General features: G+C 70.0%; 19 protein-coding genes. 5 read left to right on the top strand and 14 right to left on the bottom strand.

All coding sequences use genetic code 11. The annotated features are described in order from the left end of the window. Positions 1–153 precede the first annotated feature (153 nt). Positions 154–726, bottom strand: coding sequence for a YqgE/AlgH family protein (locus VGN45_RS05515; protein ID WP_327460172.1), 573 nt, complete (start codon positions 724–726; stop codon positions 154–156). Positions 727–837: 111 nt separating this feature from the next. On the opposite strand from VGN45_RS05515, the gene VGN45_RS05510 reads away from it, so the two are divergent. Beyond that, complete coding sequence (locus VGN45_RS05510) at positions 838–1,323, top strand: peroxiredoxin (RefSeq protein ID WP_327460170.1); 486 nt, start codon at positions 838–840, stop codon at positions 1,321–1,323. A gap of 7 nt (positions 1,324–1,330) precedes the next feature. Here VGN45_RS05510 and VGN45_RS05505 read toward each other — a convergent pair whose 3' ends face one another. The 5 genes from VGN45_RS05505 to VGN45_RS05485 all read right to left on the bottom strand — a co-directional run bounded on the left by VGN45_RS05505 (position 1,331) and on the right by VGN45_RS05485 (position 5,953). Beyond that, positions 1,331–3,244, bottom strand: a complete 1,914-nt coding sequence (locus tag VGN45_RS05505; protein ID WP_327460168.1) for an ATP-binding protein — start codon at positions 3,242–3,244, stop codon at positions 1,331–1,333. Between the two features lie 71 nt (positions 3,245–3,315). After that, on the bottom strand, positions 3,316–4,350 hold the full coding sequence (locus tag VGN45_RS05500; RefSeq protein ID WP_327460166.1) for a quinone-dependent dihydroorotate dehydrogenase: 1,035 nt from the start codon (positions 4,348–4,350) through the stop codon (positions 3,316–3,318). Next, complete coding sequence (locus VGN45_RS05495) at positions 4,344–4,682, bottom strand: DUF952 domain-containing protein (protein WP_327460164.1); 339 nt, start codon at positions 4,680–4,682, stop codon at positions 4,344–4,346. The genes VGN45_RS05500 and VGN45_RS05495 overlap by 7 nt, the downstream gene beginning before the upstream one ends. After that, positions 4,679–5,191 (bottom strand): SixA phosphatase family protein, encoded by a 513-nt coding sequence (locus VGN45_RS05490; RefSeq protein ID WP_327460162.1) that lies wholly within the window; start codon positions 5,189–5,191, stop codon positions 4,679–4,681. The genes VGN45_RS05495 and VGN45_RS05490 overlap by 4 nt, the downstream gene beginning before the upstream one ends. A gap of 9 nt (positions 5,192–5,200) precedes the next feature. Beyond that, complete coding sequence (locus VGN45_RS05485) at positions 5,201–5,953, bottom strand: methyltransferase domain-containing protein (protein WP_327460160.1); 753 nt, start codon at positions 5,951–5,953, stop codon at positions 5,201–5,203. 46 nt (positions 5,954–5,999) lie between these two features. On the opposite strand from VGN45_RS05485, the gene gloB reads away from it, so the two are divergent. Further along, the gene (gene gloB / locus VGN45_RS05480; RefSeq protein WP_327460159.1) at positions 6,000–6,728 is read left to right on the top strand and encodes a hydroxyacylglutathione hydrolase; all 729 of its coding nucleotides are present in this window, start codon (positions 6,000–6,002) and stop codon (positions 6,726–6,728) included. Between the two features lie 3 nt (positions 6,729–6,731). On the opposite strand, the gene VGN45_RS05475 is transcribed toward gloB, so the two are convergent. The 4 genes from VGN45_RS05475 to VGN45_RS05460 all read right to left on the bottom strand — a co-directional run bounded on the left by VGN45_RS05475 (position 6,732) and on the right by VGN45_RS05460 (position 10,169). Next, the gene (locus VGN45_RS05475) at positions 6,732–7,490 is read right to left on the bottom strand and encodes a DUF4908 domain-containing protein (RefSeq protein WP_327460158.1); all 759 of its coding nucleotides are present in this window, start codon (positions 7,488–7,490) and stop codon (positions 6,732–6,734) included. Between the two features lie 60 nt (positions 7,491–7,550). Then, a complete protein-coding gene (gene phbB, locus VGN45_RS05470; protein WP_327460157.1) occupies positions 7,551–8,276 on the bottom strand; it encodes an acetoacetyl-CoA reductase in 726 nt (241 codons plus the stop codon). A 102-nt stretch (positions 8,277–8,378) separates the two neighbouring features. After that, the gene (locus tag VGN45_RS05465) at positions 8,379–9,449 is read right to left on the bottom strand and encodes an NAD(P)-dependent alcohol dehydrogenase (RefSeq protein ID WP_327460156.1); all 1,071 of its coding nucleotides are present in this window, start codon (positions 9,447–9,449) and stop codon (positions 8,379–8,381) included. A 66-nt stretch (positions 9,450–9,515) separates the two neighbouring features. Continuing rightward, on the bottom strand, positions 9,516–10,169 hold the full coding sequence (locus VGN45_RS05460; RefSeq protein ID WP_327460155.1) for a nicotinate-nucleotide adenylyltransferase: 654 nt from the start codon (positions 10,167–10,169) through the stop codon (positions 9,516–9,518). Between the two features lie 154 nt (positions 10,170–10,323). On the opposite strand from VGN45_RS05460, the gene VGN45_RS05455 reads away from it, so the two are divergent. Next, positions 10,324–10,854 (top strand): hypothetical protein, encoded by a 531-nt coding sequence (locus VGN45_RS05455; protein WP_327460154.1) that lies wholly within the window; start codon positions 10,324–10,326, stop codon positions 10,852–10,854. A 4-nt stretch (positions 10,855–10,858) separates the two neighbouring features. Here the strand turns inward: VGN45_RS05455 and obgE are convergent, their stop codons facing one another. Further along, positions 10,859–11,926 (bottom strand): GTPase ObgE, encoded by a 1,068-nt coding sequence (obgE, locus tag VGN45_RS05450; protein WP_327460153.1) that lies wholly within the window; start codon positions 11,924–11,926, stop codon positions 10,859–10,861. An 87-nt stretch (positions 11,927–12,013) separates the two neighbouring features. Next, the gene (ald, locus tag VGN45_RS05445; protein ID WP_327460152.1) at positions 12,014–13,126 is read right to left on the bottom strand and encodes an alanine dehydrogenase; all 1,113 of its coding nucleotides are present in this window, start codon (positions 13,124–13,126) and stop codon (positions 12,014–12,016) included. A gap of 146 nt (positions 13,127–13,272) precedes the next feature. On the opposite strand from ald, the gene VGN45_RS05440 reads away from it, so the two are divergent. Together VGN45_RS05440 and VGN45_RS05435 are read left to right on the top strand one after the other, a co-directional pair. Further along, entirely contained in the window at positions 13,273–13,749 is a 477-nt protein-coding gene (locus tag VGN45_RS05440) for an Lrp/AsnC family transcriptional regulator (protein WP_327460151.1), read from the top strand. 27 nt (positions 13,750–13,776) lie between these two features. Further along, positions 13,777–14,190, top strand: coding sequence for a hypothetical protein (locus tag VGN45_RS05435; protein ID WP_327460150.1), 414 nt, complete (start codon positions 13,777–13,779; stop codon positions 14,188–14,190). 4 nt (positions 14,191–14,194) lie between these two features. Here VGN45_RS05435 and VGN45_RS05430 read toward each other — a convergent pair whose 3' ends face one another. Both VGN45_RS05430 and VGN45_RS05425 read right to left on the bottom strand, forming a co-directional pair. Next, on the bottom strand, positions 14,195–15,643 hold the full coding sequence (locus VGN45_RS05430) for an NAD-dependent succinate-semialdehyde dehydrogenase (RefSeq protein WP_327460149.1): 1,449 nt from the start codon (positions 15,641–15,643) through the stop codon (positions 14,195–14,197). Positions 15,644–15,676: 33 nt separating this feature from the next. Further along, positions 15,677–17,344, bottom strand: a complete 1,668-nt coding sequence (locus tag VGN45_RS05425) for an MFS transporter (RefSeq protein WP_327460148.1) — start codon at positions 17,342–17,344, stop codon at positions 15,677–15,679. Between the last annotated feature and the right edge of the window lie 98 nt (positions 17,345–17,442).

The following is a 17,442-nucleotide window of genomic DNA, read 5'->3' as shown; positions in this document are numbered from 1 at the left end:
CAGCTCCTGATCAGACGAGCCGCGCGGAGCGTCGTCGCGAAGCCGAAACGGTAAACTCAATCCTCATCCGGGCTCCGCGCCCGGCGCTCCGCCCGCCCTTCCCAACTCCGCGTGAAAAACGACGGAGCGAGACGGCAATTCTCCGATGCTGCGTCAGGCCCGCCCACTCTGGCCCGACAGAGCGCCGGCTTCGAAGACGCCGACCTGACGCAGGGCGCGCGACCATTTCGAGGCATGGTCCAGATCGAAGACGAGGTCGGCGTCGGCGTCGGCGATCAGCCAGACGTTTTCGGCCAGCTCGGCTTCCAGCTGGCCCTCGTCCCAGCCGGCGTAGCCCAGGGCCAGAAGCGCGCGGCGCGGTCCGGCGACCGGGTCGCCCATGGCCACCAGGGCGTCGCGCGTGCCGGTCAGGGCCAGCCCCTCGCCGAACGGCCGACTGGAACCGTGCGACAGCCAGTCGTCGGAATGCACCACGAAGCCGCGTTCCCGCTCCACGGGGCCGCCGACCAGGACGGGACGATCGGGCGCGCCGTCCGCCGGCGGAAGATCCAGCCGGTCCAGCACCGTCGCCACGTCGACGCCCGGCGCGGGATGATCCAGACGCACGCCCATGGCGTGATCGTCGCCGTGCGAGCAGACCAGAATCACCGCGTGTTCGAACCGCGGATCGCCGATGCCGGGCATGGCGACCAGAAGGCGGCCTGTGAGGGAGGAGGAGCCGTCCATGTCCTCATCATCGGGACGGATCGGGCCCGGCGCAAGGGCCGGCGCTTGGCGGATCGGCCGCGACCGCCTATCTGCGGACCCTCATCGTCCCTCGCGCATCGGAGCCTGCCCGTGACCATCCAGATCGGCGACCGCATCCCCTCGGCCACGCTCAGCCTGGCGACCTCCGAAGGGCCCAGGCCGGTGAGCACCGACGACTTCTTCCAGGGCCGCACCGTCGCCCTGTTCGCCGTGCCGGGCGCCTTCACCCCGACCTGCTCGGCCAACCACCTGCCCGGCTTCAAGACCAGCCTGGACGACATCAAGGCCAAGGGGATCGACCAGGTCGCCTGCCTGTCGGTGAACGACGGCTGGGTCATGCGCGCCTGGGGCGACAGCCAGGGCGTGGGCGAGGACGAGATCGCCATGCTGGGCGACGGCAACGGCGAGCTGACCCGCGCGCTGGGCCTGACCATGGACGCCAGCCGCGGCGGCCTGGGCGAGCGGTCGCAGCGCTACGCCATGGTCGTGAAGGACGGCGTGGTCGATCAGCTGCACGTCGAACAGCCGGGCGAGTTCCGCGTCAGCTCGGCCGAGCACCTGTTGACCCAGCTCTGATCCCGGATCAGGCGGCGGCGACTTCCGCGGGCGCCGCCGCCCGATCGTCCTGGTCCTGCGCCGACAGCACATGCTGGACCGCGCCCAGCAGGGCCGGCGGCGTGATCGGCTTGGGCACGAAATAGGTCATGCCCGCGTCCAGACAGGCCTGGATGTCCTCCGGGCTGGTGTCGGCCGTCACGGCGATCACGGGCGCCCTCGCGTTGACCCCGCCCGAGGCGCGCAGGCGACGCGTCGTCTCCCGCCCGTCCAGCTCGGGCATCCGCACGTCCATGAAGATCAGGTCGAACTGATTCTGGTCGCAGGCCCGCAGCGCCGCCATGCCGTCCTCGGCCGTCGTCACCTCGCAGCCCAGCGGCATGAGGATCAGCTGGACCGCGCGGCGGTTGATGTCGTGGTCGTCGACGACCAGGACCTTCATCGGCCGGCCCTCGTCCGCATCGGCCGCCTCGTCCGAAGCGGCGACCGCGACCGGCTCGGGGGTCGGCGCCTCCGGCACGAGGGGCGCCGGCGGCGCGACGGCAGGGCGCGCGGCGCCGGTCAGGGCCTGGGCCAGGACCAGGCGGCCGGTGTCGTCGGGCGCGTCGGCGCGCAGGGCCTCTCCGGCGGAGGGCGCGAAGGTCAGGGCCACGGCGAAGGCCGCGCCCTCTCCCGGCCGGCTGCGCACCGTCAGCCGCCCGCCCATCAGTCCGACCAGCTCGCGGCTGATCGCCAGACCCAGACCGGTGCCGCCGTGCCGGGCGCCGACGCCTTCGGCGGTCTGGTCGAACGGCGTGAACAGCCGCGCCACCTGGTCGGCCGTCATGCCGGGGCCGGTGTCGACGACCTCCATGACCACCGCATGCGCGCCGTGCTCGTCGGTCCAAGACGACAGGCGCAGGGTGACGGACCCCTCCTTCGTGAACTTGACCGCGTTCGAGATCAGATTGTTCAAGACCTGACGCAGCCGCATCGGATCGCCCTGAACCCCGCGCGGCAGGGTCGAGGCGCCCTCCACCCGCAGACGCAGGCCCTTGGCGCGCACCGGGCGCTGCCACAGCATCAGGGTCTGGGCGGTCAGGACGCGCAGGTCGAAGTCGACGCTGTCCACCGTCATGCGGCCCGCGTCCAGCTTGGCGTGATCAAGCAGGTCGTCCAGCAGCGCCTTCATCATCAGGCCGGCGTCGGCGATCAGCTTGGCCTGGGCCCGCGACGCGGAGTCGCCCGCCGTGCGTTCGATCTCCATCGCGCCGCTCATGATGGCGCCGATCGGCGTGCGCAGGTCATGGCCGACGGCGGCCAGGAAGGCGGATCGGCCGTTCATGGCGTCTTCCGCCTCGCGCCGCTTGCGGTCCGCCTCCAGCCGGGCGGCCGCTTCGGACGTCCGGGCGCGCTCCATCTGCCGCCAGGTCGACAGGCAATAGGCCATGAAGACCGCGATGCCCGTGGCCCCGGCCACGCAATAGGCGGGGGGCGCCCCCCAGGCGAGCATCAGAAACGGCGTCGCCGTGAGGTAGGCGAAATGCGGGGCGATGGTGAGGGCGAGAACCAGTCTCGACCGCGGCGCGTTGACGACGCCGTAGATCGCGCCCGACGACAGCAGAATGGCCGCGCTGATCCCGCCCATGGGTCCGCCGGCGATCCACAGGGCGATGGACAGACTGCCGAAATAGGCGGCGTTGAACACCAGCATGGCGTTCGCCGCGACCATGCGAAGCGGCCCCATGCGGTCGACCTTGCCCGCATTGACCGGCCCGAAGATCATCAGGTCCAGAAGTTGGACCAGGAAGTAGCCGCCGACCCACAGGGCCGCGAAATTCCACGTCAGGATGGGGCTGAACACGAAGGCGGCGGCCGCGCCCATGCCGAGGCGCTGCAACAGCGCCTTGCGGCGCTGACGCACGGCCGTGGCCCAGGGGCTGGCGTCGCTCGCGGTCGTCATGCGGTCTCCCCGACGACGGGAGATGGAGGCTCCCGGTCGGAAATCCTGCCTCAACCGCCCCTAACGCCTCGTCAACGCGCCGTGCCGACGGCCTCGGAAATCGTGGTGAATCCTTCGGCCAGAAGTCGGGCGCGCAGATCGGCCACGATGCGGCGGACCAGGCCGGGGCCATGGTGGACCAGGGCGGAATAGAGCTGGACGGCGCCGGCGCCCATGCGGAGGCGCAGCAGGGCCTCCTCGCCGGAATCGACGCCGCCCGCCGCGATCAGAGCCAGCCTCCCCTCGGACGCTTCGGCCGCGAGCGACAGGGCCCGCCGCGCCAACGGCTTCAGCGGCGCGCCGGAAAGTCCGCCCGCCTCGACGGCGTGCCGCGACCGCAGGTCGGCCGGACGTGCGATCGTGGTGTTGGAGACGATCAGTCCGTCCAGCTTCCAGGCCCGCGCCGCCTGAACGATCTGCGCGATCTCCGAGGCCTCCAGATCGGGCGCGATCTTGAGAAAGACCGGCGCGCCGTCGGCCGGGCGCGCCTCCGCGACCCGTCCAAGCAGATCGTCCAGCGCGTCGCGCCCCTGCAGCGCGCGCAGGCCCGGCGTGTTGGGCGAGGAGACGTTGACGGTGAACCAGTCCGCCTTGCCGGCGAGGCGACGCAGGCCGGTCACGTAGTCCGCCGCCCGGTCCTCCGAATCCTTGTTGGCCCCCAGATTGGCGCCGACCAATACCCCCGGCGGCCGACGGTCGAGGCGCTCGGCGAAGGCGTCCAGCCCCGCATTGTTGAAACCCATGCGGTTGATGACGGCGGCGTCCTCGTTCAGGCGGAACAGACGCGGGCGGGGATTGCCGTCCTGGGGCCTGGGCGTCACCGAGCCCGTCTCGACGAAGCCGAAGCCCAGCCCCGCCAGACCGCCCAGCGCCTCCGCGTTCTTGTCCAGGCCCGCCGCGAGGCCGACCGGATTGGGCAAAGTCAGGCCGGCAAGACGCGTCGTCAGAACCGGGTCCGGCGCCGTGGGGCGCGGCGGCGGCATGAGGGCGAGACCCCGGACCGCCATCCGGTGCGCCGTCTCCGGATCCATCCGGCGAAGCAGCGGGGCCGCGACCGCGCTCAGCATGGATCGCCGACCGTCATGACGCCTTCGGCGGACACCGACATCGGTCGGTCGGACAGCACCGCCGCGACGGGCAGAGGCCCGTACTGATGGGGAAACAGATCGCCTCCGCGCGACGGTTCCCATTTCACGGCGTCCAGTCGCTCCAGATCGACTTCGAGCAGACGCAGCCCGTCCCGCCCAGAATAGTGGCGGCGCGCCGTCTCTGCGAGCTGGCCTGCGGCCGACAGATGGACGTAGCCGTCGGCCAAATCGACCGCTGAGCCCGCATAGGCGCCGATCCGACGGGCACTCGCCCACTCCTGGGCGTCGACGATCTTGAAGGCCGTGGTCACACGTCGGCCCCGCCGCCGACGTCGCGCGGCTTGAGGAACAGTTCCAGCGAAGCGCGGCCGTTGGCGTCCAGGGCGAAGACGGCGGCCGCGCCCGTCGGGAAGCCGGCGGCGAAACGCTCGATGGCCGCAGGCGACGCCGCGCCCTCGATCAGCAGCTCGACCGCCAGCTGATGAACGCCCGGATTGTGCGCGATCAGGATCAGGCAGCCGGCGCGGTCCTCCTGCGCTTCCACCGCGCGACGCAGGGTGGAGGCCGAGGCGTCGTAGAGGCCGGGCTCGATCAGGACTTCCACGTCCCCGAAGGCGTCGTGGACGGCGTCCCAGGTCCGGCGCGTGCGCTCCGCGCCGGACACCAGCGCCATGTCCGGCCGCACGCCACGCTGAGCGAGGGCACGTGCCACAAGGCCCGCGTCGTTGACGCCTCGGGCGCTCAACGGACGATCGACGTCACGCCCGGAAGGCGCCTCTCGCTCGGCCTTGGCATGCCGCATCAGGATCAGCCGGTTCATGGGCCCGATCTAGAGAGGTTCGTCGTGCGGGGCCAGCGCACCGCCGCGCGTGGCGGGCGCCGGCTGCAGGATCGGGGCCGACGGGACGGTCGCCGCCGCGCCCCGGGGGCGGACGCGGGCATAGGCCTGGCGCGTCGCTTCCAGCAGGATCAGACCGGCGAACCCGGGGGCCACGCGACGGCCCGCCTCTTCGAATCCATCGGCCATGCCCAGCAGGGGCCGCCAGGGCGGGACGTAGAGCGTCTGCGACCAGGCCGACGGTTCCAGCCCGACCTGGCGGACCAAGCCTTCCAGCTGACGGCGAGTGAAGGGCCGGCCGTGACCGAAGGGGGTCGATTCCGCGCGCGCCCAAAGGCCGCCCCGCGCCGCCGTCGCCAGGATGATGCGCCCGGTCGGAGCCAGCACGCGCACGGCCTCGGCCAGCACCTGGGCGGGAGCGTCGGCCTCTTCCAAGGCATGGATCAGCAGCACCCGGTCGAAGGCGCCGGCCGCGAACGGCAGGGTGCGCTCATCCACCAGGGCCGTTCGATTGCGGCCGACCGGAGGCCAGGACTCGGCGCCTTGCCCCCCGGGCATGGCGGCGATCTGGCGCCGCGCCCCCACGAAAGCGTCCAACCAGGGCACGGCGTAGCCCAGGCCCAGGACGTCGCAGCCCGTCGCCTCGCCCCAGGCGTCGTCGAGGCGCCGCGCGACCAGACGCCTCACGACCTGGCCGGCCGCTTCGCCATAGAAGGCCCTGAGCTCTTCGACGCCACGACGCATGACCGCAGGATAGGCCGCTCACGCGGTCGCCGCTAGGATGCCCCTCATGACCCTGGACGTGCGCCTCTTCCCCTGCCTGACCGACAATTACGGCTTCCTGGCCCGTGACGGCGCGACGGGGGCGGTGGCCGCAGTGGACGCGCCGGACGCCGCCGCCGTCCTCGCGGACCTCGAGGCCAGCGGCTGGGGACGCCTGGACCTGCTGCTGACCACGCACTGGCACCCAGACCACACCCAGGGGGCGGAAGCGCTGAAGGCCGCCACCGGCTGCGTCGTCGTGGGTCCGGAGGAGGTGCGTCGCGTCGCGCCGCTGGACCGCGCGGTCGTCGAGGGCGACGGCGTCGATCTCGGCGCGACCCGCTTCGACGTGCTTGAAGCGCCTGGCCATACCTTGGGTCACATCGTCTATCTGGCCGAGGCGGCGCGCACCGCCTTCGTCGGCGACGTGATCTTTCCGTTGGGGTGCGGACGGCTGTTCGAGGGGACGCCGGTGCAGATGTGGGCCAGCCTGTCGCGCATCGCGCTTTGGCCGGACGACACCGTGCTCTGGGCCGCGCATGAGTACGCCGAAGGCAATGCCCGTTTCGCCGTGACCGTGGACCACAGCCCGGCGTTGGCGGCGCACGTCGACGGCCTGATGGCGTGGCGGACGAACGGCCTTCCGACCGTGCCCACGACCGTCGGGATCGAGAGGCGGTTCAATCCCTTCCTGACCGCCGGAGACGCCGAGACCTTCGCCGCGCGTCGGGCGGCCAAGGACGTGTTCTGCGGCTGACGCCTATTCGACGCCCGAGACGACCCGGGCGATCCGCGCCGAAGACGGGCGGCCCGCATAGCCCGCCGTGGGGTCGATGCCGATCGTCAGCACGCCGCGCGCGAAGGTGATCCGGGGCCGACCTTGGTCGGTCACGACGATGCGCCGGACGCGTCCGGCGTCCTGACGCAGACCCGCCGACCGGGCCATGCGGACCACGGCCTCGACGGCCGTGGCCACGGCGTCGGCGGCCACGGCCTCGCCCCCCTCCCCGATCTCGACGTCGATGATGACGAGGCGACCCACGGCGCTGGACGCGCGTCCGCTTTGGTGGATGATGAAGTTGGCGAGTTGCACCGCCGTCAGCGTCGGCGGCAGAAGCCGCGCCGCCGAGCCCTGGGCCGACACCGGAACGCCCTGCGGCGCGGAGGCGGTGTAGAGGGTCATGTTGCCGTCGGGCGTGACCCGCAGCACCTGATCGCCGGCGTCGTTGCGCAGGATGACGTCGCCGCGCGGCGCCGGTTGAGGACGCAGGACCCAGACCTCGTTGGAGCGCTCGAACCGCATCAAGGTGCGGGGGCCGGATCGGTCAAGAACGAAGCTTTGCCCGGCCTCGGAGACGTAGCGGCCCGTGTCGGGCAAGCCGCTGCGGCTGCGGCTGGGCGCGTCTCCGCGCAGAATGGTGCCGGACTGGGCCGCCGCCACATCGGCCACGGCGGAAGCGGCCACGACGGCGACCGCCGTCGCGGCCAGCAGGCGCAAGGTCGCCTTTCGGGTCCGCATCCCAAGCATCATGAACCCGACTTGAATGGCTCACCCCGGCGGATTTTGGGCCGGATTCCGTCAGCCGACGAGATACTGACCGCCGTTCAGCGACAGGGTGCAGCCTGTGACATATCCGGCACGCTCACCCGCCAGCCAGGACACCATGTCGGCGATCTCCTCGCCTTTCCCAAGTCGTCCGACCGGGATCTGGGCGATGATGCCGGCCAGCACCTTCTCGTCCATCGCGCCCACCATCTCGGTGTCGATGTAGCCGGGGGCGATGCAGTTCACCGTCACGCCCTTGCGTGCGTTCTCCAGCGCCAGCGCCTTGGTGAAGCCGATCATCCCGGCCTTGGCGGCCGAATAATTGGCCTGCCCGATCTGGCCCTTCTGACCGTTGATGGAAGAGATGTTGACGATCCGACCCCAGCCGCGGTCGCGCATGCCGTTGATGACCTGGCGCGTCATGTTGAAGACCGAGTCCATGTTGACGCGGATCACGTCGGACCATTGGTCGTGGGTCATCTTGTGGAAGAAGCCGTCCCGGGTGATGCCGGCGTTGTTCACCAGCACGTCGATCCGGCCCAACGCCGCCTCGACCTCCCTGACCGCGCGTTCGCAGTCCTCGAACGAGCCGACGTTTCCCTTGACCACCATCACGCCCAGGTCGCGCGCGGTCGCCTCGGCCGCCTCGACGTTGCCGGAGTAGCCGGCGGCGACCTCCATGCCGTCGGCCTTGAGCCGCTCCACGATCGCCTTGCCGATGCCGCGGGTTCCGCCCGTCACGAGTGCGACGCGTGCCATGTGCGATTCCTGTCCCTGTCGGCGGAGCCTCTGGAGCGGGCCCCTGCCTTCTGGAATACGCTTTAGCTTGGCGGACGTTGCGCGCAAAGCGCCGTCATTCGGTCACGGCGCCTCTTCGATCCTGCTCATGTCCAGCACGAAGCGGTAGCGCACGTCGGACTTCTCCATCCGCTCATAGGCCTCGTTTATGCGGTCGGGCGCGATCACCTCGACGTCGCAGGCGATGCCGTGCGCGGCGCAGAAATCCAGCATCTCCTGCGTCTCGCGGATGCCGCCGATCAGGGAACCGGCCACCCGGCGCCGGCGCCACAGCAGCGGAAGAGCGTAGACCGGCAGGCCCTCCGTCGTCAGGCCCAGCATGACCATGGTCCCGTCCTTGGCCAGAAGGTTCAGGTGACCGGCGATCTCGTGCGTGGCCGAGACGGTGTTGATGATCAGGTCGAAGCTCTCGGCCGCCGCCGCGATGGCCGCCTTGTCGGAGTTGATCAGGAAGTGCCGGGCCCCCATGCGCTCGGCGTCGGCCTTCTTGCGGTCGGAGGTGGAGACGACGGTGACCTCGGCGCCCATGGCCGCGGCCTGTTTGACCGCCATGTGACCCAGTCCGCCCAGGCCGACGACGGCCACCCTGGACCCCGGCCCGACACCCCAGGTCCGCAGCGGCGAATAGGTGGTGATCCCGGCGCACAGAAGAGGGGCCGCGGCGTCCAGCGGCAGGGAGTCGGGGATGCGGACGACGAAGTCCTGATCGACGACGATGGCCGTGGAATAGCCGCCCTGGGTGATCTTCTGACCCACGTCGGCCCCCTTGGGGTCGGGAGAGCCGTAGGTCTGGGTCATGCCGGGAACGCAGTACTGCTCCTCGCCCTCGCGGCAGGGCCCGCACTGTCGGCAGCTGTCGACCATGCAGCCGACGCCGACGCGATCGCCGACCTTGAACCTTCCGACGCCGGACCCCACGGCCGTCACCACGCCGGCGATCTCGTGTCCCGGCACGATGGGATAGCGCGTGTTGCCCAGGTCGTTCCTCACCACGTGGAGGTCGGAGTGACAGACGCCGGCGTATTTGATCTCGATCGCCACGTCGTTGGGGCCCGGATCGCGTCGGTCGAAATCGTAGCGACCGAGGGCGGCGTCCGCCGAAGTGGCGGCGAAGGCACGGGCGGCGATGGGCATGGGAGGTTCTCCGAAGGCGGCGCCCCGCACATGGGGTCCGTCGCGCGCCGCGACAACGGCCGTGCTTCAGGCGCCGGACTGACGCCGAATTGCGGTGGAGGACTTCGCGTTCAGCGGCGCGCGCAGATAGGTCCACGCCGGAGCCTGCATGCCGGGCAGCAGAGACGCCTTGCGCGAGGAGACGCGGGCGAAGGCGAAGCGCCGCGCCGCGGGCGCCGCCCGGCTTTCCAGAAGACTGCCGGGGCGCGCCACCACGGCCACCGGAACGGCGCGCATGATGTCGGTCCAGCCCCGCCAGCGGTCGAATCCTTCCAGATTGTCCGACCCCATCAGCCAGACGAACCGTACGCCCGGGTGGCGCTCCCGGAGCGCCCGAAGGGTGTCGACGGTCCAGCGCGTGCCCATCCGGGTCTCCGCGTCCGACACGACCATGGCCGGCCCCCGCGCCTGGGCGCACGCCGAAGTCATCCGGTCCTCCAAGGACGCCGTCTCGCGGGCGTCCTTCAAAGGATTCTGGGGCGACACCAGCCACACCACGCGGTCGAGACCGAGCCGGCTCAGCGCCGTCTCCGCCACATGGGCATGGCCGTCGTGGGCCGGATTGAAGCTGCCGCCGAACAGGCCGACCCGCATCCCCGACGTCAGATGCAGTCCGTCACGCAGCGCCCCGGGACGGGGGCCGAAGGCACGGGGCGCGGGTCCGGCGTGGAAGAAGCTCAAGGGAGGGGCGCGTCCGGGCTTATGCTCAGCGTGGCCCTAACACGGCCGAACGATCCTGTCCCCGCCGAAGACGCCGCGCCCGCTGACGGCTGCTGCCGCACCGCCGTCAGCAGCTCGGCGCCAGCTTCGCCGTGAACGGAGCGCGACGATGATCATGACCGACCGTAGAGACCTCCTGGCCGCGATGGCCGTCCTGCCGGTTCTCGACGGCAGACATGTTCGGACCGATTCGACGCCGGCCGCGCCGGGACAGTTCGACTGGCTGAGCGGCGAGTGGCGCATCGCCCACCGACGGCTGAAGGCGCCCGAGGATTGGGACGTCTTCGAGGGCGAGGCGACCTGCTGGTCCATCCTGGAAGGCCGCGCCCACGTCGAGGAACTGCGCATTCCGGTCAGGGACTTTTCAGGGATGGGGCTGAGGACGCTGGACGCGGAGGCCGGGGTCTGGATCGATTACTGGATGAACGCCCGGATCGGAAAGCTGGGCGGCGAGGGCGTGTCGGGTCGGTTCGTCGGCGGCGACGGCGTGTTCGATTCCGAAGATCGGGACGATCAAGGCCCCATCATCGTGCGCGGCCTGTGGGACCGCATCACCGGCAGTTCCCATCGCTGGCGACAGGGCATTTCGCGCGACGGCGGGACGACCTGGGAATGGAACTGGATCATGGACTGGACGAAGGCCTGACGGCTCAGGGCCGCCAGCCGCCCGGCGTCTCCTCGACGGGGCCGAGGTCGTCCTCGTCGTCCGGCAAGGCGATCTCGCCGCGGGTGCGGCGCACGACGGTCCACGCGGCGCGCAGCAGCGCCTCCACGCCCTCTCCCGACACGCCGGAAACCAGCAGGGGGTCGACGCCGGCGGCGGCCTTCAGCTCCGCCGCCTTCTCGGTGCGCGCCTCGTCGGTCAGGGCGTCGATCTTGTTGAGGGCCAGGATCTCGGTCTTGTCGCCCAGGCCCTGCCCATAGGCCTCCAGCTCGTGCCGGATGGTTCGCCAAGCGCCGGCGACGTCGTCCTGCGTCGCGTCGACCAGATGGATCAGGCAGCCGGAGCGCTCTACGTGACCGAGGAAGCGGGTGCCCAGCCCCGCGCCCTCGCTGGCGCCCTCGATCAGGCCGGGGATGTCGGCGATGACGAACCGCTCGTTGGGGCTCAGGTCCACGGTGCCCAGATTGGGGGCCAGGGTGGTGAAGGGATAGTCGGCGATCTTGGGCCGCGCGGCCGAGACGGCGGCCAGGAAAGTGGACTTGCCGGCGTTGGGCAACCCCGCCAGACCGACGTCGGCGATCAGCTTCAGCCGCAGCCAGATGGCGCGCTCCTGCCCCTCCTGACCCGGATTGGCGTGGGTCGGCGCCTGGTTGACCGGGCCCTTAAAGCGGGCGTTGCCCCAGCCGCCGTTGCCGCCGCGCAGCAGCATCTCGGTCTTGCCGGCATGGTCCATGTCCAGCAGCACCGTCTCCTTGTCCTCGTCCAGCACCTGGGTGCCGACGGGCACGCGCAGGATCACGTCCTCGCCCTTGGCCCCGTGCATGTTGCGGCCCTGACCGTGATTGCCGGTGTCGGCCTTGAAATGCTGCTGGTAGCGGAAGTCGATCAGGGTGTTCAGGCCGTCGACGGCCGTGATCCAGACGTCGCCGCCCTTGCCGCCGTCGCCGCCGTCCGGCCCGCCGTGCGGAATGAATTTCTCGCGCCGGAACGACACGGAGCCGCCGCCGCCGTCGCCGGAGCGGATGTAGATCTTGGCCTGGTCGAGGAACTTCATCGGCGGCTTATGCCGTAGGGAGGGACTAGGGACTAGGGATGAGGACGACGGCGGCGAACGCTCATCCCTCATCCCTCTTCCCTCGCCTCACCCCCACACGCCGTAAGGGTCGCTCCACTTCAGGCCCAGCGCCTCGCCGACGGCGGGGTAGGTGAGTTCGCCGTTCAACACGTTCAGGCCGCGGGCCAGGTGGGGGTTCATCTTCAGCGCCTCCAGCCCGTGGTCGGCCAGCGCCAGACCGAACGGCAGGGTGGCGTTGTTCAGGGCTTCCGACGAGGTGCGCGGGGCGGCGCCCGGCATGTTGGCGACGCAATAGTGCACCACGCCGTCGACGACGTAGGTCGGGTCCTCGTGGGTGGTCGGCTTGGAGGTCTCGAAACAGCCGCCCTGGTCGATGGCGACGTCGACCAGAACGCTGCCTGGCTTCATCTGCTTCAGATGCTCGCGCTTGATCAGCTTGGGCGCCTCGGCGCCCGGGACCAGCACGGCGCCGATGATGACGTCGGCCTTCACCAGCTCCTCCTCGACCGCGCCGATCGAGGAGTAGCGGGTGATGACGCGGCCCTGGGTCACCTCGTCGATGTAGGCCATGCGCGGGATGGAGCGTTCCAGCACCACGACCTCGGCGCCGAGGCCCAGCGCCATGCGCGCCGCGTTCAGGCCGACGACGCCGCCGCCCAGAACCAGCACCCGCGCCGGCGCCACGCCCGGCACGCCGCAGAACAGCAGGCCCATGCCGCCGTTGTGCTTCAGCAGGGTTTCGGCGGCCGAGAAGACGGCGATCCGTCCGGCGACCTCGGACATCGGCGCCAGCAGCGGTAGGCCGCCTTTGGCGTCGGTGACGGTCTCATAGGCCACGGCGGCGCAGCCGGACGCCATCAGCCCCTTCGTCTGCTCCGGATCAGGCGCGAGGTGCAGATAGGTGAAGAGGATCTGGTCCTTCTTCAGCATCTCCCACTCGACCTTCTGCGGCTCCTTGACCTTCACGATCATGTCGGCGTTCGCGAAGATCTCGGCGGCCGAGGTGGCCAGCTTGGCGCCCGCCTTCTTGTAGTCGGCGTCGGTGAAGCCCGCGCCCAGACCCGCGCCGGCCTGCACAGTGACGTCGTGGCCGTGGGCGACGTATTCGCGCACGGCGGTCGGCGTCAGGCCGATGCGGTGCTCGTTCTTCTTGATCTCCTTGGGGACGCCGACGCGCATCTGGGATTTCCTCGTCTGAAGGGGGCGGCCGTCTTCGACGGACGGCTCGCGTCGGGGCGCAATCTAGCGGCGGTTCCGCGACAGGTTCCTGTTCTTTTCGCTGAGTGAACGCCGTAAAGTCGCAGACCCTGCGAAGGAGGCCGCTGATGAAGACCGTTTCCGCCGTCGCTCTGGACGAGACCGACCGGCGCATGATCCGCGCCCTGCAGGCCGACGGGCGCATGACCAACGCCGACCTGGCGCGTACGGTGAACCTGTCCGAAAGCGCCTGCCTGCGCCGCCTGCGGGCGCTGGAGACCGAGGGCGTCATCAGCCGCTATGCCGCCATCATCAACGAACGCGCGGTCGGCCTGCCGATCTCGGTGTTCGTGACGGTGACTCTGTCCAGTCAGGCCGAAAGCGCCCTGACCGCCTTCGAAACCGCCATCGCCACCGTGCCGGAGGTGGTGGAGTGCCACCTGATGACGGGATCATCCGACTATCTGCTGCGCATGGTCTGCCGCGACGTGGACGACCTGGAGCGCATCCACGCGCGCGAGTTGACGCGCATACCGGGCGTGACGCGGGTCAGCTCCAGCGTGGCGATGCGCACGGTGGTGAAGCGCGGGGCGCTGCCGGTTTGAGACGATCTGTGCTAACCGCGTTGCGGCATGGAAGTCCGTGAGAACATCGTCGTCTGGATCGACCGCGAACCGACCCTCGACGAGGAGTTGGCCGCCGTGGATGATGAGGACGTTCTCGAGATGGCCAACCTCGACCCCGACGAGACGGGCGTGCCCGCCGTGGTCATGATCTCGACGATCATGGGCAAGCACGGACCTCGAGTGAAATGCTTCCTCAAGCCCGGCCGCAGCCAGCCCAGCTTTTCGGTGACGATCGGGGCCGATCCTCGAGTGGTCGCCAAGTCGGAGGAGTTCGACGACCGCGATCTTCGCCGCCTCGCGCCCCTCGTCATCCGCTGGGTCGAGCTGAATCATCAGGCCCTGACGGAGTTCTGGTGGCGCGGAAACGACCTGACGAACAAACAGGTCCAGACCTTCATCGCCGACCTGAAGAAGGTCTGACCCCTTACTTCAGCGCCAGCGTCACCGCCTTGACGTCCACGTACTCGTCGATGCCGTGGACGGAGCCTTCGCGGCCGTAGCCGGACTGCTTCACGCCGCCGAAGGGGGCGACGGGGGTGGAGATCAGGCCGGTGTTGACGCCGCACATGCCGGCCTCGATGCGACGACCGATCCGCATCGCGCGATCCAGGTCGCGGGTGAACAGATAGGAGGCCAGACCGAACGGGCTGTCGTTGGCCTTGGCCACCACCTCGTCCTCACTCTCGAACGGGAAGACGGGGACCAGGGGGCCGAACGTCTCCTCCTCGCGGAACAGGGCGTCGTCGCCGCCCAGCGTCACCGTCGGCTGGAAAAAGCGGCCGCCGCGCTCGTGTCGCCCGCCTCCGGTCAGGACTTTGGCGCCGTCTTTCTTCAGGGCGGCCAGATGCGCCTCGACCTTGTCCAGCGCCTTGTCCTCGATCAGGGGGCCGACCTTCACTCCGTCCTCGAAGGCGCCGCCGACCGTCAGCGCCGCGACCTTTTCCGCCAAGACTCGCGCGTACTCCGCCGCCACCAAGGCCTCGACGTAGACGCGGTTGGGGCAGACGCAGGTCTGGCCGGCGTTGCGGAACTTGCCCTTCACCGTCTCCTCGGCGGCGTGCTCCAGGTCCGCGTCGGTGAAGACGATCAGGGGCGCGGCCCCGCCCAACTCCATCGACACCCGCTTCAGCGTCGGCGCGCACTGCTCGGCCAGCTTGCGGCCGACGGGGGTGGAGCCGGTGAACGACAGTTTGCGGATCAGCGGCGAGGCCGTCAGCACGCCGCCGATGGTCGCCGCGTCGCCGGTGACGACGTTCAACACGCCTTTCGGCAGGCCGGCGCGATCGGCCAGTTCGGCCAGGGCGATGGCGGTGAAGGGGGTCTGGCTGGCCGGCTTGACCACGGCGGTGCATCCTGCGGCGAACGCCGGGCCCAGCTTGCGCGTCAGCATGGCGGCGGGGAAGTTCCACGGCGTGATCAGGGCGCAGGGGCCGACCGCCTGGCGGAAGGTCAGGATCAGATGCCCCAGCGGGCTGTCCTGCGTCTCGCCCAGCAGGCGCTCGGCCTCACCGGCGAACCATTTCAGGAAGCCATTGGCGTAGGCGACTTCGCCCTTGGCCTCGGCAAAAGGCTTGCCGTTTTCCAGCGCCATCAGGGCGGCGAGGCCGTCGGTGTTCTCATCCACCAGGGCGGCCCAGTCGCGCAGGATCTGCGCCCGGGCATGCGGGTCGGATCGCGACCAGTCGGGGAAGGCGTCGGCGGCGGCCGTGATCGCCCGCTCCGTCTCCGCCGCGCCGAGATCGGGCACATGACCGATGACGTCCCCCGTCGCCGGGTCGTCGACCGCGATGCGACTTGCGCCCGTCACCGGGTTTCCGGCGATCAGGGCGTGCTCGCGAAGCAGCTTCAGTCCGGCGTCACGGGGCGAGGTCATGGGCGTCTCCTGCGTCAGAGACGCCATAACGCCTCACCGGCCGATGGTGTCCAGATCGCGCCCCTTGGTCTCGGGCAGCCAGATCAACGCGACCACCACGGCAAGCGCCGTGAAGGCCACGGCGTACCACAGGCCGAAATAGATGTTCCCCGACCAGGCCACGAGGGCGAAGCTGGCGGCGGGCAGCAGGCCGCCGACCCAGCCCGTGCCGACGTGGTAGGGGAGGCTCATCGCCGTATAACGGACCCGGGTGGGGAACAGCTCGACCAGCGCCGCCGCCTGCGGTCCGTACAGCGCCGTGGCCGCCACGATGAAGACCATCAGGATGCCGAACACGGCCGGGAGGTTGATCCGCGCCGGATCGGCCCGTTCGGGGTAGCCGGCGGCCACCAGTGCGGCTTTGATGCGCCCTTCCACGTCCGACCTGGCCGCCTTGAGCGCCGCGGGGTCCAAGGCCTCTCCTTCGACGGAAGACACCACGACGTCGCCGACGCGCACGACGGCCAAGGTTTCCGGTGCGGCCGCCTCATTGGCGTAACTGACCCCCGCGTTGGACAGGACGCTCTTGGCGATGTCGCAGGATGAGGCGAAGGCCGTCTTGCCGACGGGATCGAATTGGACGGCGCAGGTGGCCGGATCCGCGACGACGGTCACGGGGAACGTGGACTGGGCCTCCGCCAACGCCGGATTGGCCGCGCGGGTCAGCGCCTGAAAGCCGGGGAAAAAGGCCGCAAGCGCCAGGATCATGCCGAACAGCATGACGGGCTTGCGCCCCACCTTGTCCGACAGCCAGGCGAAGAAGACGTAGAAGAAGGCCGACAGGGCGGTGACCGCCAGCATCAGCTGATCGACCGTGTTCACCTCGACCTTCAGCACCCGCTCCATGAAGAAGCGGGCGTAGAAATATCCGCAATACCAGACGGCGCCTTGGGCGATCATGATGCCGAACAGGGCGATCAGGACGAAACGGCCATTGTTCCAGCGCAGGAAGCTCTCGACGTAGGGCGCGCGCTTCTCCCCCGCCTCGGCCTTCATCCGCTCATAGGCCGGGCTTTCGTTCAGCTGCAGGCGGATCCACAGCGACACCGCCAGCAAGAGCGCGGAGAGCAGGAAGGGGATGCGCCAGCCCCACTCGTCGAAGGCTTCCGTGCCCACGATCGCGCGCGTGATCAGGATGACCGACAGGGCGCCGATCAGACCCAGGGCAGCGGTGGTCTGGATCCAGCCGGTCAGCAAGCCACGCTTCCTCGGCGGCGCGTGCTCGGCCACGTAGATGGCGGCCCCGCCGTATTCGCCGCCCAGCGCGAAGCCCTGGAGGATGCGCATGACGATCAGCAGGATGGGAGCTGCGAGGCCGATCTGCTCATAGTCGGGCAGCAGGCCGATCGCGACGGTGGCCACGCCCATCAGGGTGATGGTGACGAGAAAGGTCTTCTTGCGCCCCGTCCTGTCCCCGAACCATCCGAAGACCAGGGCGCCGAGCGGGCGGACGACAAAGCCCACACCAAAGGTCAGCAGAGCCAGAATGTAGGACGCCGCCTCGCCCACGTCGGCGTAGAAATGGCGGGCGATGACGGCCGTCAGCGAGCCGAAGATGAAGAAGTCGTACCACTCGAACGCCGTGCCGGCGGCGGACGCGGCCACCACGGTGCGGATCTTGCGCGGATCGTCGATCGACGGGTCTGCGACATGGTCAGTCATTCGGCCCCCGGATATTCCTCTGACGGCCTCTTTGCGGGCCGATCGCGCCAACCCTAGGAGCGGCGCGGTTCAGGGAAAAGCGGAATTGCGAAGGCCCC

This window comes from Brevundimonas sp., from assembly GCF_035999125.1.
In the GTDB taxonomy this organism is placed as follows: Bacteria; Pseudomonadota; Alphaproteobacteria; order Caulobacterales; family Caulobacteraceae; genus Brevundimonas.
Note: the sequence above shows the minus strand (reverse complement) of the source record. Positions and strands in the feature narration are given on the sequence as shown.